Below are 21,488 nucleotides of genomic sequence, written 5' to 3'. Positions count from 1 at the left end.
TCCTTAAGCTGCCTGATGGCGATGGCTGTGCAATGTTGAGAAATACAAATCCTCAAGCCCTGCAGCGGCTGGCGTGAACCCATCAGGGCATGTATCGGCCATCACATTTAATACCGTTCGGCCAGCAAGTAATCGTTTTGAGATGACCGGTAATACATTCTCAAGTTGTTGCGCTTCCGCTTGATCAACGGTTTTAGTCCAAATCTTCTCAGTTAACTCACTGACCAATTGCTGTGGATTCCCCTGTAATAGGATTTTTCCCGAGGCGAGCACCGCCATATTCGGGCAGAGTTCCGACACGTCCTCAACGATGTGAGTTGAGAGGATAACGACTTTTTCCTCGCCCAAACTCACTAATAAATTGTGAAAACGATTGCGCTCTTCAGGATCGAGCCCTGCGGTTGGCTCATCAACAATCAATAATTTAGGATCGCCAAGTAACGCCTGTGCAATCCCAAAACGTTGCCGCATACCGCCGGAAAAGCCACTTACCGCCTTATTTTTATGTTGATATAAGTTAGTATGGGCCAATAAGCCCTCCACGATTTCTTTGCGTTGCTTGCTTTGATTGATGCCTTTTAACACCGCTAGGTGGTCCAATAAGTCAAAGGCGCTAATCCGCGGATAAACATTAAAGTCCTGCGGTAAGTAACCTAAGGTTTTACGCAATGCCTGTGGATCCGCTAAGACATCAATACCGTCGAAAACGATGCTGCCACTGTCAGCGCTTTGCAGTGCAGCAATAGTTCGCATCAAAGAAGATTTACCCGCTCCATTCGGGCCTAGTAGGCCAAACATCCCCTTCGAAATGGTTAAGTTAACCCCATCGAGCGCCCTAACACCGTTATCATAGGTTTTGGTTAAATTTGTAATAGCTAGCATGCTTCCCTCTTGCTTTTATGTTTAAAATAACGCCAAGTTATCACAAATATTTAACCAAAACACCAGTTACTAATGTATTCAGTCACTTACCGAATGACCGACTAAATAATGCAAAGAGAAACAATCGATAGAATTAAAAGCAAAGGGCCCGAAATGGGCCCTTTAATATTGAAATGACTGATAATAGTGAATGAGGTCACTTTATCCATACCGCAAACACTAAATACAATTCCTTACACAAATTGCGTCTTAACGGGAAGGCAGCGTGCCATCAAACACTCGCACTTTAATATTCTTCTTCAGATTTTCCTGATCCTGTTGCCATTCCTGCCACTGTGTGAGGCTTATGCTCAGCTGCAAAGAAAAATCTGTAGAGATCCATTGTGTCTGTCCCTGCGCATATTGTGGCAGTGGCACAATATTTTTAGGGCCATTGAAGGATTCAGAGCATTGGAATGACTTGAAGTACACTTGGTCGATCGCCAGATCGAGCTTACTCGGCGTCGTCATACATTGGCCGCTTCCAGGCTCTTGGTAGGAAGCAAATTGGTACATAATCGCTGGGGTATTATTGCTGCTATCGGGCACGGAAGCCGTTTGATGGCAAGATAAGCAACTACTTAGGGCATTATCCGCCGGACCGTTTAGCCTGCCATTACAACCTAGATGCCCTGCATTGGTTTTCTCATTTAAACGTCCAACCACCTCTTGAAATACCGCGCTATCTTTAAGGCCTGACACCGGGTTTTGTGGAAAGGCGGCCGCGCCTACGTTTGCAGGAGGAGTATCATTGCCCCACATAAGTCCAAGGGGTGAGATCCGGTTCCACGGATTTTTCTCTTTTGCCTTAAATTGGCCGTCGGCCACAAAGGTGCCATAGGCCCAGCCTACTGGGGAGCGACTGTCACGCACTGCGATATCAAACTGTAGCAAATACACATCGGCGACCGAACGGGGACACTGCTCCGTTTCTTGCTGGAAGCTACAGGCACTACCATCGGCATTTTTACATTCACAGAAATCACTCGAACTGATATTGGCTTGCCATACTGGCACATTTTCTAAGAAGGGATAGTTATTGGGCGTCGCCGTAGTAAACAACAATTTGCCAATCACACTGCCTTCATTAAAGGCAAAATTGGCTTGGGGCATCACAGGCGCAGCAGCCCCCGTCCACACCTTAGCCAAGCTGCCAGCAGCCTGTGGGTTATAAAAGCCGACAGCCCACATGGTTGTTTTAATATCGCCTTGGTCTTTCACCGCCATAGTGACGGGGGCTTCACGGGTTAATCCATGGATAAATTCGCGTCCACTCATGGGATCGTAGGTTTGATAAGGAATATGGTACCAAGCACGTACCTTGTTATTACACAGATCCCAGTCGGTATTGATGTCGCCACTGTCGATATTGCCCGCTTGGATATACTGCATAACCGCCCAAAGATAATTCCACGCTTGGGTATTCTTATCCTTTTCAGAGAGATTTTTATCGAAGGGATTGAACTTGAGCCATGGCATTTCCTGATCGGCTTTAGCTGCTGAGTAGGCATCACTTAGCTTAAAAATCGGCCCCTTCCAACCAGGATAGGCCTGATTGATGATCACTTGGTTATCCCACATGCCGGTTTTGGTAAAAGCCGGGTCTTGAAAGTAACTCGGGTAAGTTCCCGTACAAGTGGAGCTTGAAGGGGGTGGTGTTTGGCCGGTTTGAGTTCCAGCGGCGTGAGCATTGGCTCCCAGCAAAGCGCCAATCAATAAACTCGCAAGAGGTAGTTTCATCGCTTCATCCTTGAAAGTATTCGTCATCTTTAGTGTTTGCACCTTAACGATGCCAATTAAGCATAGACTAATTTCCCAAGTCGCGATTTTGCCTTCAGTAGAGAGTAAAAAAGCCATTTAGCATGGGCTAAATGGCCTTGATCGATTCCTAAGTCATTATGAGCTTACTTCTGCTCGCGCGTCTTCCACAGGGAGAATAATACCCCCGCCAGCAAGAGGCCGAAGGTGACGCCAAGGGATAAGGCAGTTGGGATCTTAAAGTCCACAATGCCTTCATGATTAAAGTACACCAGTCCGACTTTCACGCCGATAAACACCAACACCACCGATAGCGCGTATTTGAGGTACTCGAAACGATGCACCATGGCCGCGAGGGCGAAATACAATGCCCGCAGACCTAAAATCGCAAAAATATTAGAGGTATAGACGATAAAGGGATCTTGGGTAATCGCAAAAATTGCCGGGATACTGTCCACTGCAAACACCAGATCCGCGGTTTCGACTAAGATCAACGCCAAGAACAAGGGCGTTGCCCACCAGCCTTTGCTGAGTTGATGATCCTCTCCCCTTACCCAAAACTTCTCTTGATGAAGGCTTGGGGTAAAACGCATTTTAGAACGTAACCACTTGTAAAACTTATTATCTTGGATATCACCATGCTCATCATCGGAAAAGAGCATCTTAATACCCGTGAAAATCAAGAACAGGCCGAATAACACCAACACGCCTTGGTACTGCGCCACCAGCGCCGCGCCTAAGCCAATCATAATGGCGCGCAGCACGATAACGCCCATAATCCCCCAGAATAACACTCGGTGTTGATACAAACGGGGAATGCCTAAGCTACTGAAAATAAGCGCGATAACGAAGACGTTATCCATAGATAAGGACTTTTCGATAAGGTAACCCGTGAGGTATTCCATCCCCGCGGTCGAGCCCTTGTACCACCATAACCAAGCGCCGAACAACAGGCCCATACAAATATAAAAGGCCGATAATTTAAGGCTCTCTGCCACGGTAATTTCGTGCTGCTCTTTGTGTAGCACACCTAAGTCGAAGGCTAACAATGCCAACACAAAGCCAAAAAACATTAACCAAACCCATATCGGGTAACCCACAAATAGCGTGGTAAAAAACTCCATAACACTCCCTAAAACCTAAAAGTACCGAGTTTTCTCGGCCACATCGCCATGCTCGATCTTAATACTTAGCAACATCAAAAACAGTGAAACAGGGGTAAAAACCTTAAAATATCAGATTAAAATTTGTTTAAATCCATACTATGCAGCCAAATCAACTCATTACACTAGACCCTATCATCAGAGCATTTGTCGTACTCTGCAGATCTAAGCCTAGCTCTAACACTTACGGGATCACGGAGTAGAATAATCGCGCGAGCTCATCACGAATCACGCCTTAGCCAGCACAAATCGACAGTATTTTTCGCTAAGACGATAAAAAACGAGGTGTTTCAGCGCACTGTTTAACACTTGAGCATTAAGCCAAAATGAAAAAGTTCGCGGGCAAGAATAGCCGTTTAAAATAGCGCAACTGTCGAGTTGTAGCTATTCACAACAAAAGATAAAACGTGATTAAAAGAGAAGTGAAAAAACTATTCGCGCCCGAGCAGACGGCGCGCGACTAATACCACAAGATGCAGTAACAACAGACCACTAAAGGCTGAGCAGAAAAACAGTAAGGCGATAGAGTTGACCTCTCGAGGAGCGTCACTGTAGAGATACCACCACAACGGCCAACCGACAAGCGACAGCAGCGTCAACTGCCACATGCAGCGTTTGCAGCGGCCAATCTTTTGCCGAAAAATCGAAGTATTACAATCGTCGCAGGCCATTAACTTTTTAATCCAGTAAGTTACCGTGACGGCATAGGATATCACCAAGTTTGCCCTGTGCTAAATAAGCACTAGAGTGATGCCTTAAGGCGCTTCATCCCCTCTTCTATCGACACTAAGGCATGATAGCCAAAGTCCCGTTTTGCCGCGCTGATATCGAAATAATGGCTACAGGAAAGCTGTTTAGCGACAAAGCGCGTCATTATCGGCTCTTCTTGCTTATTCAGCAGTCGATACGCCGTTTCTAACACAGCGCCCGCCACATAGGCTAGGGTCTGTGGCACGCGCGCGGTCACAGGCGGGAGCCCATCACAGGCTAGGATGAGGTTCAGCATCTTGGCCATAGTCACAGGCTCATCGTTACTGACAAAATAGGCTTTGCCTTGGCACTTAGGCGAGACTTGGCAAAGCTCAATGGCTGCAAGAATGTGGGCATAAGCAGCGTTATCGATATAAATGGTATCGACCAGTTTATCCTCGCGCCCCACCAGCTTGAGTTTACCTAAACGACCGCGGGCGAGCACCCGAGGCACCAGATGCGGATCATTGGGCCCCCAAATCAAATGCGGCCGCAGGGCAACCGTCTTTAACGCATACGCCGATGCAGTTGAAGAGATTTGATTAGCATCGAGCATCATCTTCTCGGCAATCGCCTTGGAGTGAGCATAATAATTTAAAAAGCGGCTGGCGTAGGGCGTCGACTCATCGATACCCGATTCATCTTCGCCCGCAAAGGTCACGCTAGGAGTGCTGGTATAGACTAATTTACTGATTTTAAGCGCTTTACAAGCAGCAATCACATTAGCGGCGCCCTTCACATTGGGGCAAAAATAACTGTCTCTATCACCCCAGACCCCCGCTTTTGAGGCCACATGGAACACGATATCGCAGCCCTGCATCGCCTGTTTGACTTGCTCTGGATTGGCTAAATCCCCCTGCACCATAGTCACACCAAGAGCTTCAAGCTCAGGATAATGGCCACGGGCAAAGCCAGTCACCTTAATCCCAGCCGCGACCAAACGCAGGCAAATGGCCTTACCCAAAAATCCACCCGCGCCGGTCACAAAGGCATGGCTGACCTTAGCGGCCAAGGCATAAAGCGCGGCTTGCTCACGCGGTTCAAAGTCTGTTTGAGCGAGGTTATCAAGGCGGCCAGTTGGCATCGCATCAGCTTGGTGAACAGCAGGATTGTCAGTCATATCGCATTCCGTGACAGTGAGTGTCATCTTAGTATTCAATTCATTGATTAAGTGCAACAAGGCACCACTCGCGGCAAAACGTGCCACGAACAAACAGTCGAAATTTCGACCCTATTTAAGTTAAAAATTTGCTAAATTGAAATCAGCCTTTGGTTTGCGATTGCGCCCAAATGGCTAATTTTTCTCTAAATATTTTGGCATTGTGGCGCACATCCACGGGGAAGTCGGGATGAATGAGAAAACGCCGAATCCCCTGAGTTTGGCTATACTGCTCGGCAATCGCCATCAGCTCTTGATAGAGCTGCGCGCTCTTATTGCACACCAAGGATTGGTCAAGCTCGATGCAGATGAGGGGTTCAATCTCACTCACGCCACCTTGCCCCTTGACTTTGATCCCCACTAACGCCGAACGCTTCACATTCGGATGGGTATTAAAAATACGCTCACTCGGAATGGAATAGTAACGTTTAACAAACTGCCCACCTTGGGTGGCATCCACTCTATGGGCTTTACGGCCACACATCCACAACCGGCCACTGTCGTCCAGGTAGCCAAGATCGCCCATGCGATGCCTGAAGGTTTGCTGCTCGCGGTCCCAGATTTTGGCCGCCGTCGCTGCCTTTTCGCGGCGATAATAGGACTGGCTCACCATAGGGCCTGTGACCACTATTTCGCCAATTTCCCCCGCGTTAAGACGCAAGCCATTATCCCACTCAGGGATATCCGCTTCAGTGATGGCAATAATCTCGACACTGACGCCATCGATAGCGCGGCCGACACAAATTCCACCGCCATTATCCGTGGTTTGAGTCGTGGTAAATAGCTCATCGCTGGCGATCATGCTGATAGGTAAGGATTCGGTGGCGCCGTAGGAATTGAGTACAGGCACGCCATCATTGAGCATTTTGCTAAAACGGGCTATCGAGGCAATGGTCGCGGGCGCCCCAGCGGAAATCACGCGTTTCACACTGCTGAGTTTGTGCTGCTTTTTCGATTCGGTTTGTTCACCGGCGCGGCCTAAACGCTCAAGTAAAGCCGGATTAACAAAAATATTGCTGCATTGGTATTTATCAATGGCGGCAAATAAAAATTCAGGATTGGCCGTGATCGGTTTGCTAGCATCCATTTCAGGCACAATCGATGCCATACCGAGCGCCGGACCAAAGAGGGAAAATAGCGGGAATGTGGCTAAATCACGCTCGCCATGTGCAATGCCATAATCCTGCTTTAGCGCCTGAATTTGCGCCTCAAACATGCCGTGACTATAGACAACGCCCTTTGGCGTACCCGTGCTGCCGCTGGTAAACAGAATCGCCGCCATCTCGTCATGCTCGAGCAGCGCCATCGGGTACTCGGCCAGTTCTGGCAATTTAGCCGCAGATGACTTAGCTGTAAACGACTTAGCTGTTGATAAGAGTATCGACGCTAAACTTGGCGCGCCCGTGAGTACGCGCGATAAGGTGCCAGCAACTCCGCTTGGATTACCATCCACATTGATAAGATGCTTCACACTGCCCTTGCCCCAGCCTAATAAGCGTCTAGCGATATGGGCTTTAGGGATACCGATAAAGGCATCGGGCGCAGCTTCAATAAAACATTGCTTAAGATTTTTAATCCCCATGCCAGGGTCAACCAGCACGGGGATAATCCCCGCCTTAAACAGCGCAAACGTTAACGCAAAAAAATCCAGACTCGGGGTGACCATCAGCACCGCCTTCATCCCCCGCGTCAGCCCATGGGCATTGAGCGCGAAGGCGATGGCATCGCTTTGTTTATCTAGGCTAATAAAGTCGAGTTCTTGGTAAGTCAGATTGGCAAGGGATTTTCCTTTGCCCTGTTGCACCGCAACGGCGAGATGATGGGGAATATGATGGGCGGCCAGCTTTAAATGCCGACAGATATTGGCATCGCTTGCTCGCTCGGCGGCAGATGTCCCATGGCCGAGCTGCGCATCCTCCACCCTAGCCATTAATGTGCGGCCTGTGGCGCTTGAGTCTCAACCTTAGGCTCTGTGACCTGCGCCGTTTCAAGTGGCTGCACTTCTGGCTCAGGCGTTTGCTCCTCAGCCATAAAGTGTTTGATATGGGTAATCACCTCATCGCTCGCATCTTCGAGGATATAGTGACCACAATCGGCAAATTCATGCACCTGTGCATGGGGCATATGTTCACGCCATTTGGCTAAAAAGTGCTTATCGAACACAAAGTCTTGTAATCCCCAGCAAATCAGTGTCGGTACCTTGGCAAACTTTGGCAGACTAGCGGCGATATCCGACACCAGTTGATAGTTTCTGTCACCCGGTTTTAGCGGAATATCCTGTACAAAACGCAGGGTCGAAATACGATTTGCCCATGAGTTAAACGGCGCAACATAGGCCTCGCGAATGTACTTTGACATCGGCTGACGCTTTACCCCAACGTAGGAGGCAATCGATGAAAACGCATTAAAACCGCGCACGAGCACAGTGCCAAGCAAGGTATTGCGGCAAATCCACAGCGCCAGCGGTAAAGGCTTAGTTTCGGGTAAATGAAAGGCGCCGGTATTTAAAATCACCAGACGTTTAATTCGCTCAGGATAACGCGCCGCATAACCCATACCTATCATGCCACCCCAGTCATGCACAACTAAAGTAATGTTTTCGTTTACATTTAAGCTATCAAGCAAGGCTTCTAAATCGTCAATGCGATTCTTTAAGGTGTAATCGTAGCCACTGTCATCTGGCTTATCCGACAGACCACAACCAATATGGTCTGGCACGATACACTGGTGCGTATCCTTAAGGGCACTCACGAGATTACGGTAATAAAAACTCCAACTTGGATTACCGTGCACCATGACCACAGGTTCACCTTGGCCTTCATTGATGTAATGCAGCTTGTTGCCATTACGGCTTAGAAAATGACGTTTAAACGGCAACAGAGTGTCTAACATGACGCTTCCTATCTTTTGTTCTAATTGTTTTTGTATTGGTAGCCTGTGCTGGCAAATTCTCCTTCACCTATGCTCAGTGCTAATGCCCATCGCTAAACCAATAAGCATAAAAATGCCCTAGCAAACCTTGCTCTCAAGCGTCGGCTAAGGCAGATAACAATCTTGGAAAACTACCACTTAATACCCAGCATCATGCAGTTCAAACCACTGCCGATACCTAAAAAGCTCACCTGATCCCCTGGGCGTAAAAAGCCTTGATCGTGTGCCATGGCCGCAGTGACGGGTAAAGAGACTGTGCCCATATTGCCAAGCAGCTGATATGTTGGGAATTCTTTTTCAGGCGGAATGTTTAACGCACTCAGGACCTGCTTACGGTTTGAAGCGCCGACCTGATGGCAGATCACTTTGTCTACCTGCTCGACCAACCAATTTCGCTGCGCGAGGAAATGCTCCCACGTATGCTTAGCCAGCTCGACCCCTTCTTTGAGCAAGGTCACCGCATCGGTACGCATAAACTCACGGTAAATATTGTGCCCTACTTCCTGCAAGCCCCACTGACACAGTTGATGGTGCTGCGGAGCAGATAAATGGGAAGCGCCAAGTAGCTGATGTTTACGCACATTAGTCAGCGGTAAACTGCCATCGGTGAGTATCACCGCCACCGCGCCAGAGCCGCCAGTTAAGGTCGCCAGCGACTGGGCAAAATTCTGCATGGTCGGATCTGCCAGCATATTATCAATGGTCACATCGACAATATCCCGCGCCGACTCACAGGACACCACCATGCCCGCCTTAATTTGCCCAAGCTCGATACGGTTGGCAATGTCTAAAATGCCCGATAACACCCCAAGACAGGCGTTGCTGATATCGTAAATCGCCGTGTCCTTCGACACCCCCAAGGCCGCCGCAATCCGGCAGGCGGTGGCAGGTTCGTGTTGGTCACGGCATACGCCGGTGTACACCACAGCGCCCAGTTCGGCAACTTCTATTCCCGTTTCTGCAATCGCCTTGTGCGCCGCTTTAATCGCTCCATCGGATAATTGATGCCCTTTAGGCCACCAACGGCGTTCGGTAATACCCGTCAACGCCGCAAGTTGCCCCATAGGAATGCGAAATTTTTGATATAGAGGCGCGAGGCGAGATTCTAGCTCACTACTGGAAACCACCACAGGTGCCAGTTCATAGGCAAGGCTATTAATAAATACGCGGGAATATTTCATGAAACTGTTTTATTCGCTCACTAAGATCACTGATCTTTTAGGTCAGTTTTTAGTTGTTATTTGTCATTAAAGCGACATTTGAACAAGAAAAGCCCGATGATTCAATAAAAAACCATCTTTCGCCTTAGACTTGTCTCACAGAGCTTATAAGCCCTTGTGCAGATCATGCCGCCTATCCGTTAATTCAAAATGAACTAATAAAGAAATACTTTATAAAAAACAGTCAGGTACAAGGTTAAATCTCAGATTAATTTTTAGCCGCTCAATTTTTGCGCCAAAATCAGCGCATTTCTGGGTGTCACACTGTTTGCACAAAATTCCCTCAGGGTCACCCGATAGCCACTTTCCTGCAAAAAGCAGCAACGATCGAGAATTAACCACAGCTCCAGCGCACGGCGGAATAAATGCGCGGCCAAATCGATGCGTCGGGTTAACCTTTGTCGCTGCTTTCCTATCTCGAGCCAAACGTCAAAATCACAATCTGCATCTAAGGTTACCGCCTTTTGCGCTGCCGCCCAATGGCAAAACTCGGCAAACTCGCCACTCAACTGGCTTTGCTTTATGGCGGGTAAAGGTAGATAAGCATCTATACCACGGCTGCTTCGCTGCAGCGCATCAAATCCGAGCCGCCAAGCGATTTCCTGATGCCGCAGCGCCTGCTGCTTGGGATTGGCTATCACACTTTGCTGCAATGGCAATTGCAAATCATGGCGAGTTAACGTCAAGCTACTTTGTTGAGCAAGCGTCGATAAGCCTTGGTATTGATTGGCTTGAATTAAATGATAACAGCAAGGTGAAATCGCCAGTGCCTGTGTGCCCGCCGCTGCGGCCAATTGCAGTAAACGCACATGCAAATCGCCACAGGCATGCAGCGCCACCGCCTGTTGCTGGGCGCAAAAAGGATTGGTCTGATCAGCGGTATTTTCGTCGGCTTTATCTTCGATAGCGAAGGCATCGGCGCAGATAAAGCGCTGTGATAACTGCCATTTATCGGCAAAGGCTTGACCCTCTTCACAGAGCATCGCCTGCCACTCTAGGCTTAACACATCCACACCACGTGCCTTGGCGATCAAACGGCCCAAATGCCCTTTGCCCGCACACCACTCCAGCACGGGTAATCCCGCATCGGGCAAATGCTGCACAAAGGCGGTGATCTGCTCCCACTTACGGCCTTTTATATGGGCACTAAAGTGAGCCATCTCAGTAAGATCAATACTAGGTGAAGTAGCAGTTTCAATATCGTCAGAGCCAATATCAGGGCCTATATCTGAGGCAATATCGGAGCCAAGCGAGAGCTCAGCGATGGACAATGTGAGTAAAGACAGATCCCACTCGTAGCCTAACGCGGCAAGATCCTGCGTGAGTGCGGGAGATAAGGCATCGACTAACGCCGATTGCTCGGCATCCAAGGCATCGAGCACAGCATCATCGAGCGCCCAAAGGGTTGTCGCTAAGGTCGGAAATTGCGCCTGCCAAGGCAGTGTTTTCGCCTCAAAGGCGCGCACTTGCCACAGGGCACGGCTCTGCTCAAGTAGCTTATCCAATTGGATAAAGTGCGCCTTGAGCCTATCCTGACTGTCGGATATATCTCTTGCGTGCTTATGATTATCGCGCTTAATTGCCATGCTGAATTTGCTTTACTCTGATGTGTTCCATTTGACTATTTTATTGGGCTTAGCCGCCAAGCCTTCACAACAGCACTATTTTGAAATTAGTTTGAAAACTATTTTTAAAACTGTGCCATCAGTTTGAAAACTATGCCGTTATTAAGCCTTTACGAATATTAAGGTGCATTTTACTTAATATCGCTGCCCAAATGGCGGCTAAAGCTGCTAGTATCGCCACAATTTTTGTCAGCCTGTTTTACTCGCTGGCATGCATGGGAGATGCGCCTTAACGCTGCGACTTCACCCATTGAACCCGATAACGAAAACGAGTTAAGAGGAAAACTATGCTCTCCCCCTGCGTTGCCCGCTGTGGCTTAAATGATGAAGATTATTGCATGGGCTGTTTTCGCCATATCGATGAGATTGTTGCTTGGCGCGATGCCAGCGATGCAGAGCACGCCGCGATTATCGCGCAACTTCCCGCCCGCAAAGCCCATTTCGAAGGCGACGACAATAAACAGATCCTAAGCCGCGCTAAATGGTTGGAAGCCGAGGCACGACTTGCGAAAAAAGCCTGAAAATTTCAGGCCTTTTACTTTTATCGCTACTTTTTCATCATCGCCTTTAAATCGGCGAAGGGATTATAGGTCGCCGCCGCTTGCTTGGTTTCTGTGGTGCTACCGTAGCGGATCAGTTCTTCGAAGCGTGAATGCTCATTATCGTGGCAATAGAGGCACAATAATTCCCAATTCGAGCCGTCGGATGGGTTGTTATCGTGGTTGTGATCTCTATGGTGAACCGTCAATTCGCTTAAATTTTTTGAGGTAAATTCGCGGGTACAGCGGCCACAGATCCAAGGATATAATTTGAGCGCTTGCTCGCGGTAACCGCCCTCACGTTTGGCGCGGTATTCCCGCTCTTGGGCTAAGACTTGATCTAACTTACTCTGGCCTGGATTTGCTGACATGCTCACACCTAACTGATGACCCCTAAAAAAGTGCCCCAAGGATAATCCGAGTTATTCCTTGGGGCAATATTTCTGACACGCAAAGCGTTTAGGCGACATGTCCTTGGTCGGCATTGGACAAGTGCAAATAATGCAGGTATTTCTCGTATTGGGTGACCACATCCGCCAATAGCTGCTCTTCGGTATAGCCCATCACATCATAGTGCTGGCCGCCCTGCTCTAAGTACACTTCGGCGCGATAATACCAATTGTTGCCCTGCTCTAACTCTTCACCGACGGGATTAACGATTTCAAAGCAGCGCATCCGCACACCGTATACGAAGGGTTGATAGGCTTCGTTGCTGATCACCAACCGCACCTTGCCGTCGAGATACTCAAGGTCAGCTGTGAGACCCTTGCTCATAAATTGCTGACACACCTTAGATAACGCCGGTGTCGCGACATTATTGAGGAAGATACGCGCCTCATCTTCGGTAGGATGCGACACTAAGACTTCGATACGCTCCTCCCAGCTGATATTGGTCTTAGCATATTGCACACTGGTGGTATGGAGCTGCACGCTGTTGATCTTCAGCCAATCGTCCTTCAGCGCCTTATACAGTCCCAAACACATCAGCAGCATCACACATAAAAATGGCATCGCACTGGCAATGGCTGCGGTTTGGAGTGCCTGTAACCCACCCGCGATGAGCAGTACCGAGGCCACCACGCCCTGCAGCAATGCCCAAAACACCCGTTGCCAAACGGGCGCATTGTTATCGCCCCCCGAGGTCAGGTTGTCGATTACTAAGGATCCCGAGTCAGATGAGGTCACAAAAAAGGTCACCACTAAACAAATCCCAATGCCCGATAACAGATGCGGGAACGGCATATGTTCAAAAAACACAAACAGCGCCACGGGCACATTGGTATTCACCGCTTCGCTCAGGTAGGTCGCGCCTTGGTTCATAATGGCGTCGATGGCCGAGTTACCAAATACCGTCATCCATAAAAAGGTCAGCGCCGAAGGCACAAATAAAATGCCGACTAAAAACTCACGTATGGTACGGCCGCGACTCACCCGCGCAATAAAAGTACCGACAAAAGGTGACCACGAAATCCACCAGCCCCAGTAGAGTAGCGTCCAACCACCTAGCCAGTCTTCCTTATGCTGATAGGCATACAGATTAAAGGTTTTATTAACGATATCACTCAGATAACTACCGGTATTTTGCACAAAGGCCTGCAACAACATCACGGTTGGGCCAAGAATTAACACAATCAACAGCAGAATAAGGGCCAAGCCTAAGTTAAGCTCGCTTAAGCGCTTCACCCCTTTATCGAGGCCCGAAAATACCGACAGAGTGGCGAGCAAGGTAATGCCAATAATCAGCGATACTTGCACTGTGGTGCTATTAGGCAATTGCTCGAATAAATAGCTTAGCCCCGAGTTAACCTGCAACACCCCAAACCCGAGGGAAGTCGCGACCCCAAACATAGTCCCCAATACCGCAAAGGTATCGACGCAGTGGCCAATCGGACCATGAATACGCTCACCGATTAAGGGATAGAGTGCGCTGCGGGGTAACAAGGGCAGCTTATGCCGATAGGCAAAATAGGCCAAGCTCAGGGCAACCACCCCGTAAATCGCCCACGCATGTATGCCCCAATGGAAGAAAGTAATCTTCATCGCTTCTTTGGCGGCGGCCAAACTCTCAGGCGTTGCATCGGGCGGCGCTAAGTAATGCATCACGGGTTCAGCAACGCCGAAGAACATCAATCCAATCCCCATCCCCGCCGAAAACAGCATGGCAATCCAGCTCTTATAGCTATAGTCGGGCACGGCATGATCGGGGCCGAGCTTAATATCGCCAAAGCGACTGACCATGACAAAGATGATAAAAATCAGAAAAATCGCTACACCAAGGATATACAACCAGCCCGCTTTAGCCTCTAGCCACGACTGCATGGATTTGAAAAAGTGATTGGCCTCGGTCGGCCAAATAGCGCAGATCATCACCATGAATGTGATAAAAAAGACCGACGAATAAAAAACCGGTGGATTAATACTCGACTTGATAGACATAAAACTCCCTTGTTCTAGCCAGTTCCCTATTAACATCCCTTCGATGTTGAAGAGATAGCACAATAATAGGTAACCCTAGCCTCAGCAGTATGTGGTCAGGATGAAATATGCATAAATAATCCATGACAAGGGCTCGCGGTCAGCAATACCTTGTGATGTCATACTCATGTTGAAAACGCTTCCCCACTTCCCCGTTTGCTCGACGCTTTTGCTTAATAGCAAAGGCGGCAAACAACGGCTCAATAAACCACTAAACCGCCGCTAATGCCATTTGAGAGCATATCGCACTCTCAAAGACAGCGAACATCGACACCATGCGACCGAATCGCAGGGCTCAACCTCAATGGCGACATAATGCATATAAGCGGTTCGATATTAGTGATATCGAGGATGAGGGATGCAAAGCGCGATTAGCGGCTAAAGGTTAACCAGTAGCAAATATCAACTCGGCCTTGCTTAAGCTCTACTGGAGTGCCTTCGAACAGAGACCACATGCTGTCGAAAACTGACTCAATAGAGACACAGATAATGCTAAACAGCAGTCGCTGGATCAGCATAAAAAATGGCGACCTATTAAGTCGCCATCGGATTGTACCACAAAAATGCACCTATTTGACGTAAAAAATCAAAATCAACTTATTCAGCTTTAGTTTTTACCGTTGCCGCGCCCGGCGTTTGTGAGATCCCCGCCGTTAAATTAAAGCGCATCGCCTCTTCAAAAGACCAATCCACTAAAATCAAATCTTCACGTTTGACGAGACTCGTCACCCCCGCCATTTGGTAACTGAGTTGGAATAACACAGGCACCCAATCCCCTTCGGGTAAGGCATCGAGCAATGGCTGTGGCGGCGTATCCGTCATAATAAAGCCCACCACATAGCCACCATTGGCCTGTTTAACTAACACGGTTTGCTGAGTATTGGGTTTGCCCTCACGGTTCATTAAGGAAGCGATATCACGGATACTGCCATAGACAGATTTAAACAGTGGAAAACGCATCAGCTGACGTTCAATCCAGCCATAGAGCCAGACAATAGGACTCACCGAAAACAACAGGCCCACGGCAAACACTATGGCCACGACTAAGATAAAGCCCGCGCCGACAAAATGTTGGTTAATCCCTACCAACTCTAAAATAAAAATCCCTAAACCATCTAACGATACAAACAATGACCAAAACAACCACAGGCTTAACGCCATCGGCAGCAGGTTCATCAAGCCACGGGCTAAGGTTTTCTTCATTACAATCTCATCAAATCCAATGGGATAAAAATAGGCATAAATTATTTACGCTAAAAAACGCGTTAAATGCTACCACAGAGTCACTTTTGCACCAGCACTTGATGTAAGGTAAGGCGCAGAACATTAGGGCGTGTTGACGTTTCGAGATTAGATTTTGTTCGTTCTGGCAAGCACGTGCTCGCGAAACGAGGAATGATGTGTAGTGATTCTACTCAAATGACGAGCGGCTCTTATGACAGAAAGTAAGAGCAAGGGCTTGCCAGACGAACCCTTCGGGCAGCATTTGGCTGACGTTTCTGCTGCGTTATCGTCCGTTTATGTAGAATAACTACACAGCACGGACTTTGCCTTGCATAAAAGCCAGCCAAATTGCTGCAAAAACAACCATGAAACGTCAACACGCCCTAATAACAAACCGCTACAGCATCGAGGGAAAGAATATGCGCGTGACCCGCCTAGACCATTTAGTGTTAACCGTGAAAGATATCGAGGCCAGCGTCGACTTTTATCAACGCGTGTTAGGGATGAAAAAGTCCGTATTTGGTCAGGGCCGAATCGCCTTAAGTTTTGGCGATCAAAAAATCAATCTGCACCAAGCGGGCGCCGAATTTGAACCTAAGGCAAACCTTGCCACGCCCGGCAGTGCCGATCTCTGCTTTGTAGTTAGCCACAATATCGAAGAAGTGATTAACCACTTAAACGCCCTTGAGGTTGAAATTATCGAAGGCCCAGTACTGCGCACCGGTGCTACAGGCCGGATTAACTCCGTCTATATCCGCGACCCCGATTTGAATCTATTGGAATTATCCGAATATCTGCCCGCCTGCGCGTTATGATGCCTCAAACAAGCCTTGTTTGATGTCAGCAAAAAAGAGAAAGCGACTAGCAAAAAACATAAAGCGCAGAATTCTAAAATGTAAGCCGATGATGAAAGGAAAACAGGAATCGACACTCCCATTTGAAAATGTGCTCAATATCTCGAACGACAACAAATAAGTGCTTTTATAAAATTATCTATATGATTTACAATATTTTTCACTTAACAAAACCAACAAACACAATTAGCTCAACATTCATTTAAATAGGTTTATATTTTGAAAGGAAAAGTTGTCTCATACCTTGCGACTAAAAAGTATGGGTTTATCCAAGGCGATGATGGTGAGAGTTATTTTTTGCATTTTTCTGAGCTTTTAAACAGGAAAGATGAAGGCAAGTTAGTCAAAGGCAGTATTGTCGATTTTGATCCCACGCCCACACCTAAAGGCCTAGCTGCCAAAGCAATCAGTTTGCCTGAAGTCTTTATCAGGGAGCGATTAGTTAACTTTTTTACCACTAGAGACAGTCGCCCCAAAAATGGCACAGTCATAGCCAGTTTTCCCATTGCTACCCGTTTTTTTAAGGATCCCAGCGAGGGAAGACGTCATTTAGAACAGCTTGCAAAGCATTGTGGATGCAATGCAGTACTGAATGTAAATTTTGAGAAAGACACTTTCTCGAAAGGAAATTATCGCTATACGGTACACGCCTTCAAAGGTGAACTCGCCCTAGTAACCGAGAAAGTTCCTGCTGACTCTGAAGAACTGGTTATCGCCTCTGCACAGTTACTCGAAAAACGAAAAGCAGATGTAGAGCAGGCAGTTAAACAAATGAGTGAAGCCGAAAATTTAGCACGACAAAAACAGCTGTCTGGTTGTCTAGGTACCCTTGCCATAATCACGCTCATACCGCTCGCTTTGGTGCTCAGTGCTATAGCTGTTTTTCCTGCTTAGCGAGTCTAAAACAAGTCGATAGTGTTATTTATTGGCATAGTTGCATCAGTAACGCGGATTGGTCAGCTAAATATTCGCGACTCAGCTCATGCATTTTAATTAGGTTGTTTTCTTCAACTGTGGCTTATACCTGTAAAGTATGATGGTAAATAAAACAGTTAAAGCCAGTGTTGAAGTTATTTATGGAATAAAATGCCATGGCAAAAATATGTTTTGAAACGGGAATAGATAGACTTAATTGGACTGTCGATACGCGTATTGACGATGCACTAGAATTTATTCTGACGAATACTGGATCACGGCAAGGTTGCTTATTAGCATTAAAGTCTCACTATTATGCTAAATCCTTGTTGTCATGGTTCAAGGATGGGGATTTAGAGCAACTTCGCCAACATGCCTATACCTCGGCTAAGTTATATAGGCTCTATACTCAGAGGGTCTGCAGCGAGTGGCAAGGTGCATTTTGCCACTTTATGGCACTGATAAGTGATCATGAGCCTTTGATAAACTGGCACAGCCAGTTTATCTCTCCTCTTTACCGAGTAACAGGCGGGAAAGCAGTGCGCAACCGTGTGGGGTGCCCTGAATATCATGCGTTCCAAGCGATTTTAGCGCTTCAAGGTAAATGGGATTTGTTGGGGGAACGTGCAGAATATATTTTAGCCAATCCACCAGGTAAGAAAATGGCAAAGTACCAAATTGACCAAGAGTTTTATCTTGCGCTGGCAAAAGGTGATGTACCTGCGATGGAGCAGGTATTGAACAACCTTACGGGCCCAAAAGCTAAAGTGCGCAATTTTGATGGCGCACTGGGATTAACCGAGCATTTAATGTCGTTGTTTGGCTTTATTTACGCCAAAATGGCTTGGCGTGCTGGATATCAGGTACAAGTTGATAGTCCTTATTTGCCTATGGAATGGTTACCGATATCCCCTCTTGTCACGTATCGTGATGAATATAACTTCTTAGCCGATTTTGATATATTTCAGCCATTTACTAACGAGATGGCACCTTACTCGCCTGTGAGTGAAGTGGATAAACGAGTCGATATTACTGTTGGTTCATCACCCTTTGTTTAGAATTGAGATTTTATATGAGCATATTTGATATTTTTAAAAATAAATCACCAGTAAATGTCGATAAACAGATACAAGATATCAGTTATCAAATGAATGAATATTCGACAGATGCTCGTCGTCGGAGTGACATATTCGTCACAGTTGCAGAACAGCAAGGTCTAGAAGTATTACCCGGTCGATTTGGAGGTGAATATAATAATGACATGCTTGCGGCCGGCGAGAAAAACGGGCAATTTTTATTAATGCTTGGCATGAAAATTACAGGTTCTGACGGCGGTATTCAGCTAGATAAACAATCAATGGGTTGTTTTTTGCAATTTTCTAAGCCTTGGTTAGATATGGTCATCTACTCACTACGTTTATCTGGTACGCAATTCGCCATCGCAGATAAAATTGAAAGACACGTAAAAGATAACACTATTTCGCTAGCGATTGCGTTTATTGATATGGAGACGAAAAAGCTCAATATAATTCCGCTCACTATTCAAGATTGATAACGTAAAAACGAGATAAAACTAGGTTAAAAATTATAGGCTGAAAAGTAGACTCCCAAATTTAACGACGCGGTACATAATCTCCGACGGTATATTGCTTAAGCATAAAACAAGAAGGTTTGTATACCGCTATCTCGCAGAACCTGACTAACGATTGAACAATCTCTTTATATCAGGACTTATTACCATTGTTCTAGCCACTTTTGGGTGGGTCATGTCGCTTTATTGGTTTGTAATAGATGAATTAATTTACTCCTACTTAAAGTGCAATTTCACAAACTCGATAAACAGCCGCACCCGCATGGGGAGATGGTCGCGGTCCCGATATAACATGGATAAGGTGCGGGCTTTGCTACTCCAGTCAGGGAGAACATGATTCACCTCCCCCCGCGCTATCATAGGAAGCGCAAAATAATCCGGCACGTATCCGATACCTATCCCTGTTTTAATGGCGTGGGTCAGTAACATGAGTTCATCTACCTCCAGCCTGACGCCCTTGTTCGGGTGATAATCAAACTCTTCGCCAGTCGTTTTATGCACCAATTGCCAAGGTATCATAGGGCGGCAAATGATGGTTGGGTGACCGCATAACTTATCTGGCGTAGTGATGCTCGAAATGTCGCAGTCAGGATGAGAGCACAAAATAAAGTGAATATGCTTTAACGGTCTGGCAATCCAATTTTCAACTACAGGATTGCCCACTCTAAACGCCACATCCATGCCTTCCGCTTCAATATCGATAAGCGAGTTTGAAAAGCTCAAATCCAACTGAATATCGGGATATTGCAGCAGAAAATCATAAAAAATCGACCGCAGAAAATGAGTGCCAGAGTTAATGGGCGCGGAAATGCGGATTTTCCCCTGTGGCTGGTACTTATCCCGATGCAAGTCTTCGTCAATATTATTGAGTTCATCAAACAAGGCTACTGAGCGCTCAAAATACTGCTCACCGATGCTGGTTAAGATAACGCGGTGAGCATCTCGATTAAGCAATCTCAGTTGCAAATCGGTTTCTAGTTGGCGGATACGGCGACTCAAGGTGGAGAGCGGCATACCTAAGGATTGGGCGGCCTCCTTAAAGCTGCCAGACCGCGCAACGGCACAAAAACAGCGCAGATCGTCCAACGAATAGTTAGGTTTCATTATTGGCATTTACCGTCTTACTTTTGCTTGTTTATCCAATTATTGAAATCAATACACTAAGACTCAGAATTTGACAAGTCATCCGGAGTAGCGATGAAATCTGATCCAACGATAAAAGCAGTGATCCTGCTGATTATCTGTACCTTCTTTTGGGGAAGTTGCTTTCCCATTGGTAAACAAGTGTTAAGCGAAGTGCATGCCTTGACCTTAGTGTTCTGGCGTTTTGTGATTGCCGCGGCCTGTCTCGCTGTCTACCTCAAGCTCGTCCGTATGCCGAAATTGCACTTAAGCATCAATCAATGGCTGTGGGTTATTCTGGTCAGCGCGGTAGGTATAGGCGGGCTAAACCTAGGTCTGTTTACGGGATTGGCGTCAACCAATGCGACGAACGGCTCATTAATCATGGCCCTTAGCCCACTGATCACATCATTGATCGCCTGTGTTGCCCTGCGTACTCTGCCATCGTTTGCCCAGTGTTTTAGTCTGCTGGTAAGTCTCACCGGCGTGCTGATGGTGATCACCAATGGACACCTTGAAACCCTCTTCTCGATGCAGATAAACCATGGAGATAAATTGATATTTGGCGGCATGCTAGCCTGGAGTTTTTACACCTATTTCAGCCAAGGTATCAGCCGCTGGATGCCTGTCATCCCTTATACCTTTATCGGCATGTTGAGTGGCGCTGCGGTGATTGGCGCTTTGTGTTTGGTATCGCCAGAGGTGCATCCCTTCGCAGAGCTAGTAAATAGTTCGGCGTTAGGCATGGCTGAAGTCGTCTATATCGGCGTATTTGGTACGGTGGCGGGCTATTTGTTGTGGTTAAATGGCGTGCGCCAGTTAGGCTCAGCCAACGCAGCACTGTTTTTCAACTTTGTCCCCATCTTCTCCGTATTAACCTCGTTTATGCTCGGCCAAGCTGTTACCGAATTGCAACTGTTAGGGATTATCGTTGTTATCGCAGGCTTACTGCTGCCACGAATTATTCGGTTTAAACGCGAACCCAAAGTGTGCCCTGAATCCTAGCCAAACCTCAAATAACATAATCAAGGCGGGAAGTTCTCGCCTTGATTATTGGCTAGCTATTCAGCAATCCAAGGGTATTGCATTTACCTTAACGGATTACCTCGAATTGGTGGATGATATGAGCCAAATCATTCGCTGAAATAAACGCGGATGCTTTAGCCAATTAAATGACCTGATAAAATATCCACCATGATAATTGACTCAAACTAACCGATTACTGCGAACATCTCGAAAAG

Annotated in this window: 20 protein-coding genes; 6 read left to right on the top strand and 14 right to left on the bottom strand. The window is 47.2% G+C overall.

What is annotated here, in order from left to right:
- Positions 1-3 precede the first annotated feature (3 nt).
- The 9 genes from SHD_RS12675 to SHD_RS12635 form a co-directional block, all read right to left on the bottom strand.
- Positions 4-882: an ABC transporter ATP-binding protein gene (locus tag SHD_RS12675; RefSeq protein ID WP_023267483.1), complete on the bottom strand. Its 879-nt coding sequence runs from the start codon at positions 880-882 to the stop codon at positions 4-6.
- A gap of 249 nt (positions 883-1,131) precedes the next feature.
- Positions 1,132-2,661 carry a hypothetical protein gene (locus SHD_RS12670; protein ID WP_039978360.1) on the bottom strand — a complete coding sequence of 510 codons (1,530 nt, stop codon included), beginning with the start codon at positions 2,659-2,661 and terminating at the stop codon, positions 1,132-1,134.
- 164 nt (positions 2,662-2,825) lie between these two features.
- Positions 2,826-3,803 (bottom strand): TerC family protein, encoded by a 978-nt coding sequence (locus tag SHD_RS12665; protein ID WP_023267481.1) that lies wholly within the window; start codon positions 3,801-3,803, stop codon positions 2,826-2,828.
- 470 nt (positions 3,804-4,273) lie between these two features.
- Entirely contained in the window at positions 4,274-4,513 is a 240-nt protein-coding gene (locus SHD_RS12660; protein WP_039978359.1) for a DUF3624 domain-containing protein, read from the bottom strand.
- A gap of 71 nt (positions 4,514-4,584) precedes the next feature.
- The gene (gene oleD, locus SHD_RS12655; protein ID WP_052031025.1) at positions 4,585-5,676 is read right to left on the bottom strand and encodes a 2-alkyl-3-oxoalkanoate reductase; all 1,092 of its coding nucleotides are present in this window, start codon (positions 5,674-5,676) and stop codon (positions 4,585-4,587) included.
- Positions 5,677-5,854: 178 nt separating this feature from the next.
- A complete protein-coding gene (oleC, locus tag SHD_RS12650) occupies positions 5,855-7,681 on the bottom strand; it encodes an olefin beta-lactone synthetase (protein ID WP_023267478.1) in 1,827 nt (608 codons plus the stop codon).
- Positions 7,681-8,643 (bottom strand): alpha/beta fold hydrolase, encoded by a 963-nt coding sequence (locus SHD_RS12645; RefSeq protein WP_023267477.1) that lies wholly within the window; start codon positions 8,641-8,643, stop codon positions 7,681-7,683. Before SHD_RS12645 ends, oleC begins: the two co-directional genes overlap by 1 nt.
- A 170-nt stretch (positions 8,644-8,813) precedes the next feature.
- On the bottom strand, positions 8,814-9,863 hold the full coding sequence (locus tag SHD_RS12640) for a 3-oxoacyl-ACP synthase III (protein ID WP_011717598.1): 1,050 nt from the start codon (positions 9,861-9,863) through the stop codon (positions 8,814-8,816).
- Positions 9,864-10,117: 254 nt separating this feature from the next.
- The gene (locus SHD_RS12635) at positions 10,118-11,488 is read right to left on the bottom strand and encodes a methyltransferase (protein ID WP_023267476.1); all 1,371 of its coding nucleotides are present in this window, start codon (positions 11,486-11,488) and stop codon (positions 10,118-10,120) included.
- Between the two features lie 326 nt (positions 11,489-11,814).
- Here SHD_RS12635 and SHD_RS12630 point away from each other — a divergent pair, with 326 nt between their 5' ends.
- Entirely contained in the window at positions 11,815-12,048 is a 234-nt protein-coding gene (locus tag SHD_RS12630; protein ID WP_023267474.1) for a DUF1289 domain-containing protein, read from the top strand.
- A gap of 26 nt (positions 12,049-12,074) precedes the next feature.
- On the opposite strand, the gene SHD_RS12625 is transcribed toward SHD_RS12630, so the two are convergent.
- The 4 genes from SHD_RS12625 to SHD_RS12615 all read right to left on the bottom strand — a co-directional run bounded on the left by SHD_RS12625 (position 12,075) and on the right by SHD_RS12615 (position 15,744).
- On the bottom strand, positions 12,075-12,437 hold the full coding sequence (locus SHD_RS12625; RefSeq protein ID WP_011717601.1) for a YajD family HNH nuclease: 363 nt from the start codon (positions 12,435-12,437) through the stop codon (positions 12,075-12,077).
- Positions 12,438-12,525: 88 nt separating this feature from the next.
- A complete protein-coding gene (locus SHD_RS12620; RefSeq protein WP_039978314.1) occupies positions 12,526-14,502 on the bottom strand; it encodes a BCCT family transporter in 1,977 nt (658 codons plus the stop codon).
- 410 nt (positions 14,503-14,912) lie between these two features.
- Entirely contained in the window at positions 14,913-15,059 is a 147-nt protein-coding gene (locus tag SHD_RS21960) for a hypothetical protein (protein WP_161629213.1), read from the bottom strand.
- Positions 15,060-15,138: 79 nt separating this feature from the next.
- Positions 15,139-15,744 carry a DUF502 domain-containing protein gene (locus SHD_RS12615; protein WP_023267472.1) on the bottom strand — a complete coding sequence of 202 codons (606 nt, stop codon included), beginning with the start codon at positions 15,742-15,744 and terminating at the stop codon, positions 15,139-15,141.
- A gap of 440 nt (positions 15,745-16,184) precedes the next feature.
- On the opposite strand from SHD_RS12615, the gene SHD_RS12610 reads away from it, so the two are divergent.
- The 4 genes from SHD_RS12610 (at position 16,185) to SHD_RS12595 (ending at position 19,086) form a co-directional block, all read left to right on the top strand.
- Positions 16,185-16,580 (top strand): VOC family protein, encoded by a 396-nt coding sequence (locus SHD_RS12610; protein WP_039978312.1) that lies wholly within the window; start codon positions 16,185-16,187, stop codon positions 16,578-16,580.
- A 258-nt stretch (positions 16,581-16,838) separates the two neighbouring features.
- Positions 16,839-17,513, top strand: coding sequence for a cold-shock protein (locus SHD_RS12605; RefSeq protein WP_023267470.1), 675 nt, complete (start codon positions 16,839-16,841; stop codon positions 17,511-17,513).
- 197 nt (positions 17,514-17,710) lie between these two features.
- Positions 17,711-18,592, top strand: a complete 882-nt coding sequence (locus SHD_RS12600; RefSeq protein ID WP_023267469.1) for an Imm49 family immunity protein — start codon at positions 17,711-17,713, stop codon at positions 18,590-18,592.
- A gap of 14 nt (positions 18,593-18,606) precedes the next feature.
- Entirely contained in the window at positions 18,607-19,086 is a 480-nt protein-coding gene (locus SHD_RS12595; RefSeq protein WP_023267468.1) for a hypothetical protein, read from the top strand.
- A 255-nt stretch (positions 19,087-19,341) separates the two neighbouring features.
- On the opposite strand, the gene SHD_RS12590 is transcribed toward SHD_RS12595, so the two are convergent.
- On the bottom strand, positions 19,342-20,238 hold the full coding sequence (locus tag SHD_RS12590; RefSeq protein ID WP_235056964.1) for a LysR family transcriptional regulator: 897 nt from the start codon (positions 20,236-20,238) through the stop codon (positions 19,342-19,344).
- A gap of 84 nt (positions 20,239-20,322) precedes the next feature.
- Between SHD_RS12590 and SHD_RS12585 the strand changes: the two genes are divergently transcribed.
- Positions 20,323-21,252 carry a DMT family transporter gene (locus tag SHD_RS12585; RefSeq protein ID WP_023267466.1) on the top strand — a complete coding sequence of 310 codons (930 nt, stop codon included), beginning with the start codon at positions 20,323-20,325 and terminating at the stop codon, positions 21,250-21,252.
- The last annotated feature ends 236 nt before the right edge of the window (positions 21,253-21,488 follow it).

Source organism: Shewanella decolorationis S12, from assembly GCF_000485795.1.
Classification (GTDB): domain Bacteria; phylum Pseudomonadota; class Gammaproteobacteria; order Enterobacterales; family Shewanellaceae; genus Shewanella; species Shewanella decolorationis.
This window is presented reverse-complemented; position numbering and strand designations above follow the sequence as displayed.

Excerpts from the sequence above, each read along its gene's own strand:
- SHD_RS12635 (WP_023267476.1), bottom strand. The coding sequence starts at position 11,488 with ATGGCAATTAAGCGCGATAATCATAAGCACGCAAGAGATATATCCGAC.
- oleC (WP_023267478.1), bottom strand. The coding sequence starts at position 7,681 with ATGGCTAGGGTGGAGGATGCGCAGCTCGGCCATGGGACATCTGCCGCC.
- SHD_RS12590 (WP_235056964.1), bottom strand. The coding sequence starts at position 20,238 with ATGCCAATAATGAAACCTAACTATTCGTTGGACGATCTGCGCTGTTTT.
- SHD_RS12640 (WP_011717598.1), bottom strand. The coding sequence starts at position 9,863 with ATGAAATATTCCCGCGTATTTATTAATAGCCTTGCCTATGAACTGGCA.
- oleD (WP_052031025.1), bottom strand. The coding sequence starts at position 5,676 with ATGCCAACTGGCCGCCTTGATAACCTCGCTCAAACAGACTTTGAACCG.
- SHD_RS12645 (WP_023267477.1), bottom strand. The coding sequence starts at position 8,643 with ATGTTAGACACTCTGTTGCCGTTTAAACGTCATTTTCTAAGCCGTAAT.
- SHD_RS12620 (WP_039978314.1), bottom strand. The coding sequence starts at position 14,502 with ATGTCTATCAAGTCGAGTATTAATCCACCGGTTTTTTATTCGTCGGTC.
- SHD_RS12665 (WP_023267481.1), bottom strand. The coding sequence starts at position 3,803 with ATGGAGTTTTTTACCACGCTATTTGTGGGTTACCCGATATGGGTTTGG.
- SHD_RS12595 (WP_023267468.1), top strand. The coding sequence starts at position 18,607 with ATGAGCATATTTGATATTTTTAAAAATAAATCACCAGTAAATGTCGAT.
- SHD_RS12625 (WP_011717601.1), bottom strand. The coding sequence starts at position 12,437 with ATGTCAGCAAATCCAGGCCAGAGTAAGTTAGATCAAGTCTTAGCCCAA.
- SHD_RS12630 (WP_023267474.1), top strand. The coding sequence starts at position 11,815 with ATGCTCTCCCCCTGCGTTGCCCGCTGTGGCTTAAATGATGAAGATTAT.
- SHD_RS12670 (WP_039978360.1), bottom strand. The coding sequence starts at position 2,661 with ATGAAACTACCTCTTGCGAGTTTATTGATTGGCGCTTTGCTGGGAGCC.
- SHD_RS12675 (WP_023267483.1), bottom strand. The coding sequence starts at position 882 with ATGCTAGCTATTACAAATTTAACCAAAACCTATGATAACGGTGTTAGG.
- SHD_RS12600 (WP_023267469.1), top strand. The coding sequence starts at position 17,711 with ATGGCAAAAATATGTTTTGAAACGGGAATAGATAGACTTAATTGGACT.
- SHD_RS12615 (WP_023267472.1), bottom strand. The coding sequence starts at position 15,744 with ATGAAGAAAACCTTAGCCCGTGGCTTGATGAACCTGCTGCCGATGGCG.
- SHD_RS12585 (WP_023267466.1), top strand. The coding sequence starts at position 20,323 with ATGAAATCTGATCCAACGATAAAAGCAGTGATCCTGCTGATTATCTGT.
- SHD_RS12610 (WP_039978312.1), top strand. The coding sequence starts at position 16,185 with ATGCGCGTGACCCGCCTAGACCATTTAGTGTTAACCGTGAAAGATATC.
- SHD_RS21960 (WP_161629213.1), bottom strand. The coding sequence starts at position 15,059 with ATGCTGATCCAGCGACTGCTGTTTAGCATTATCTGTGTCTCTATTGAG.
- SHD_RS12660 (WP_039978359.1), bottom strand. The coding sequence starts at position 4,513 with ATGGCCTGCGACGATTGTAATACTTCGATTTTTCGGCAAAAGATTGGC.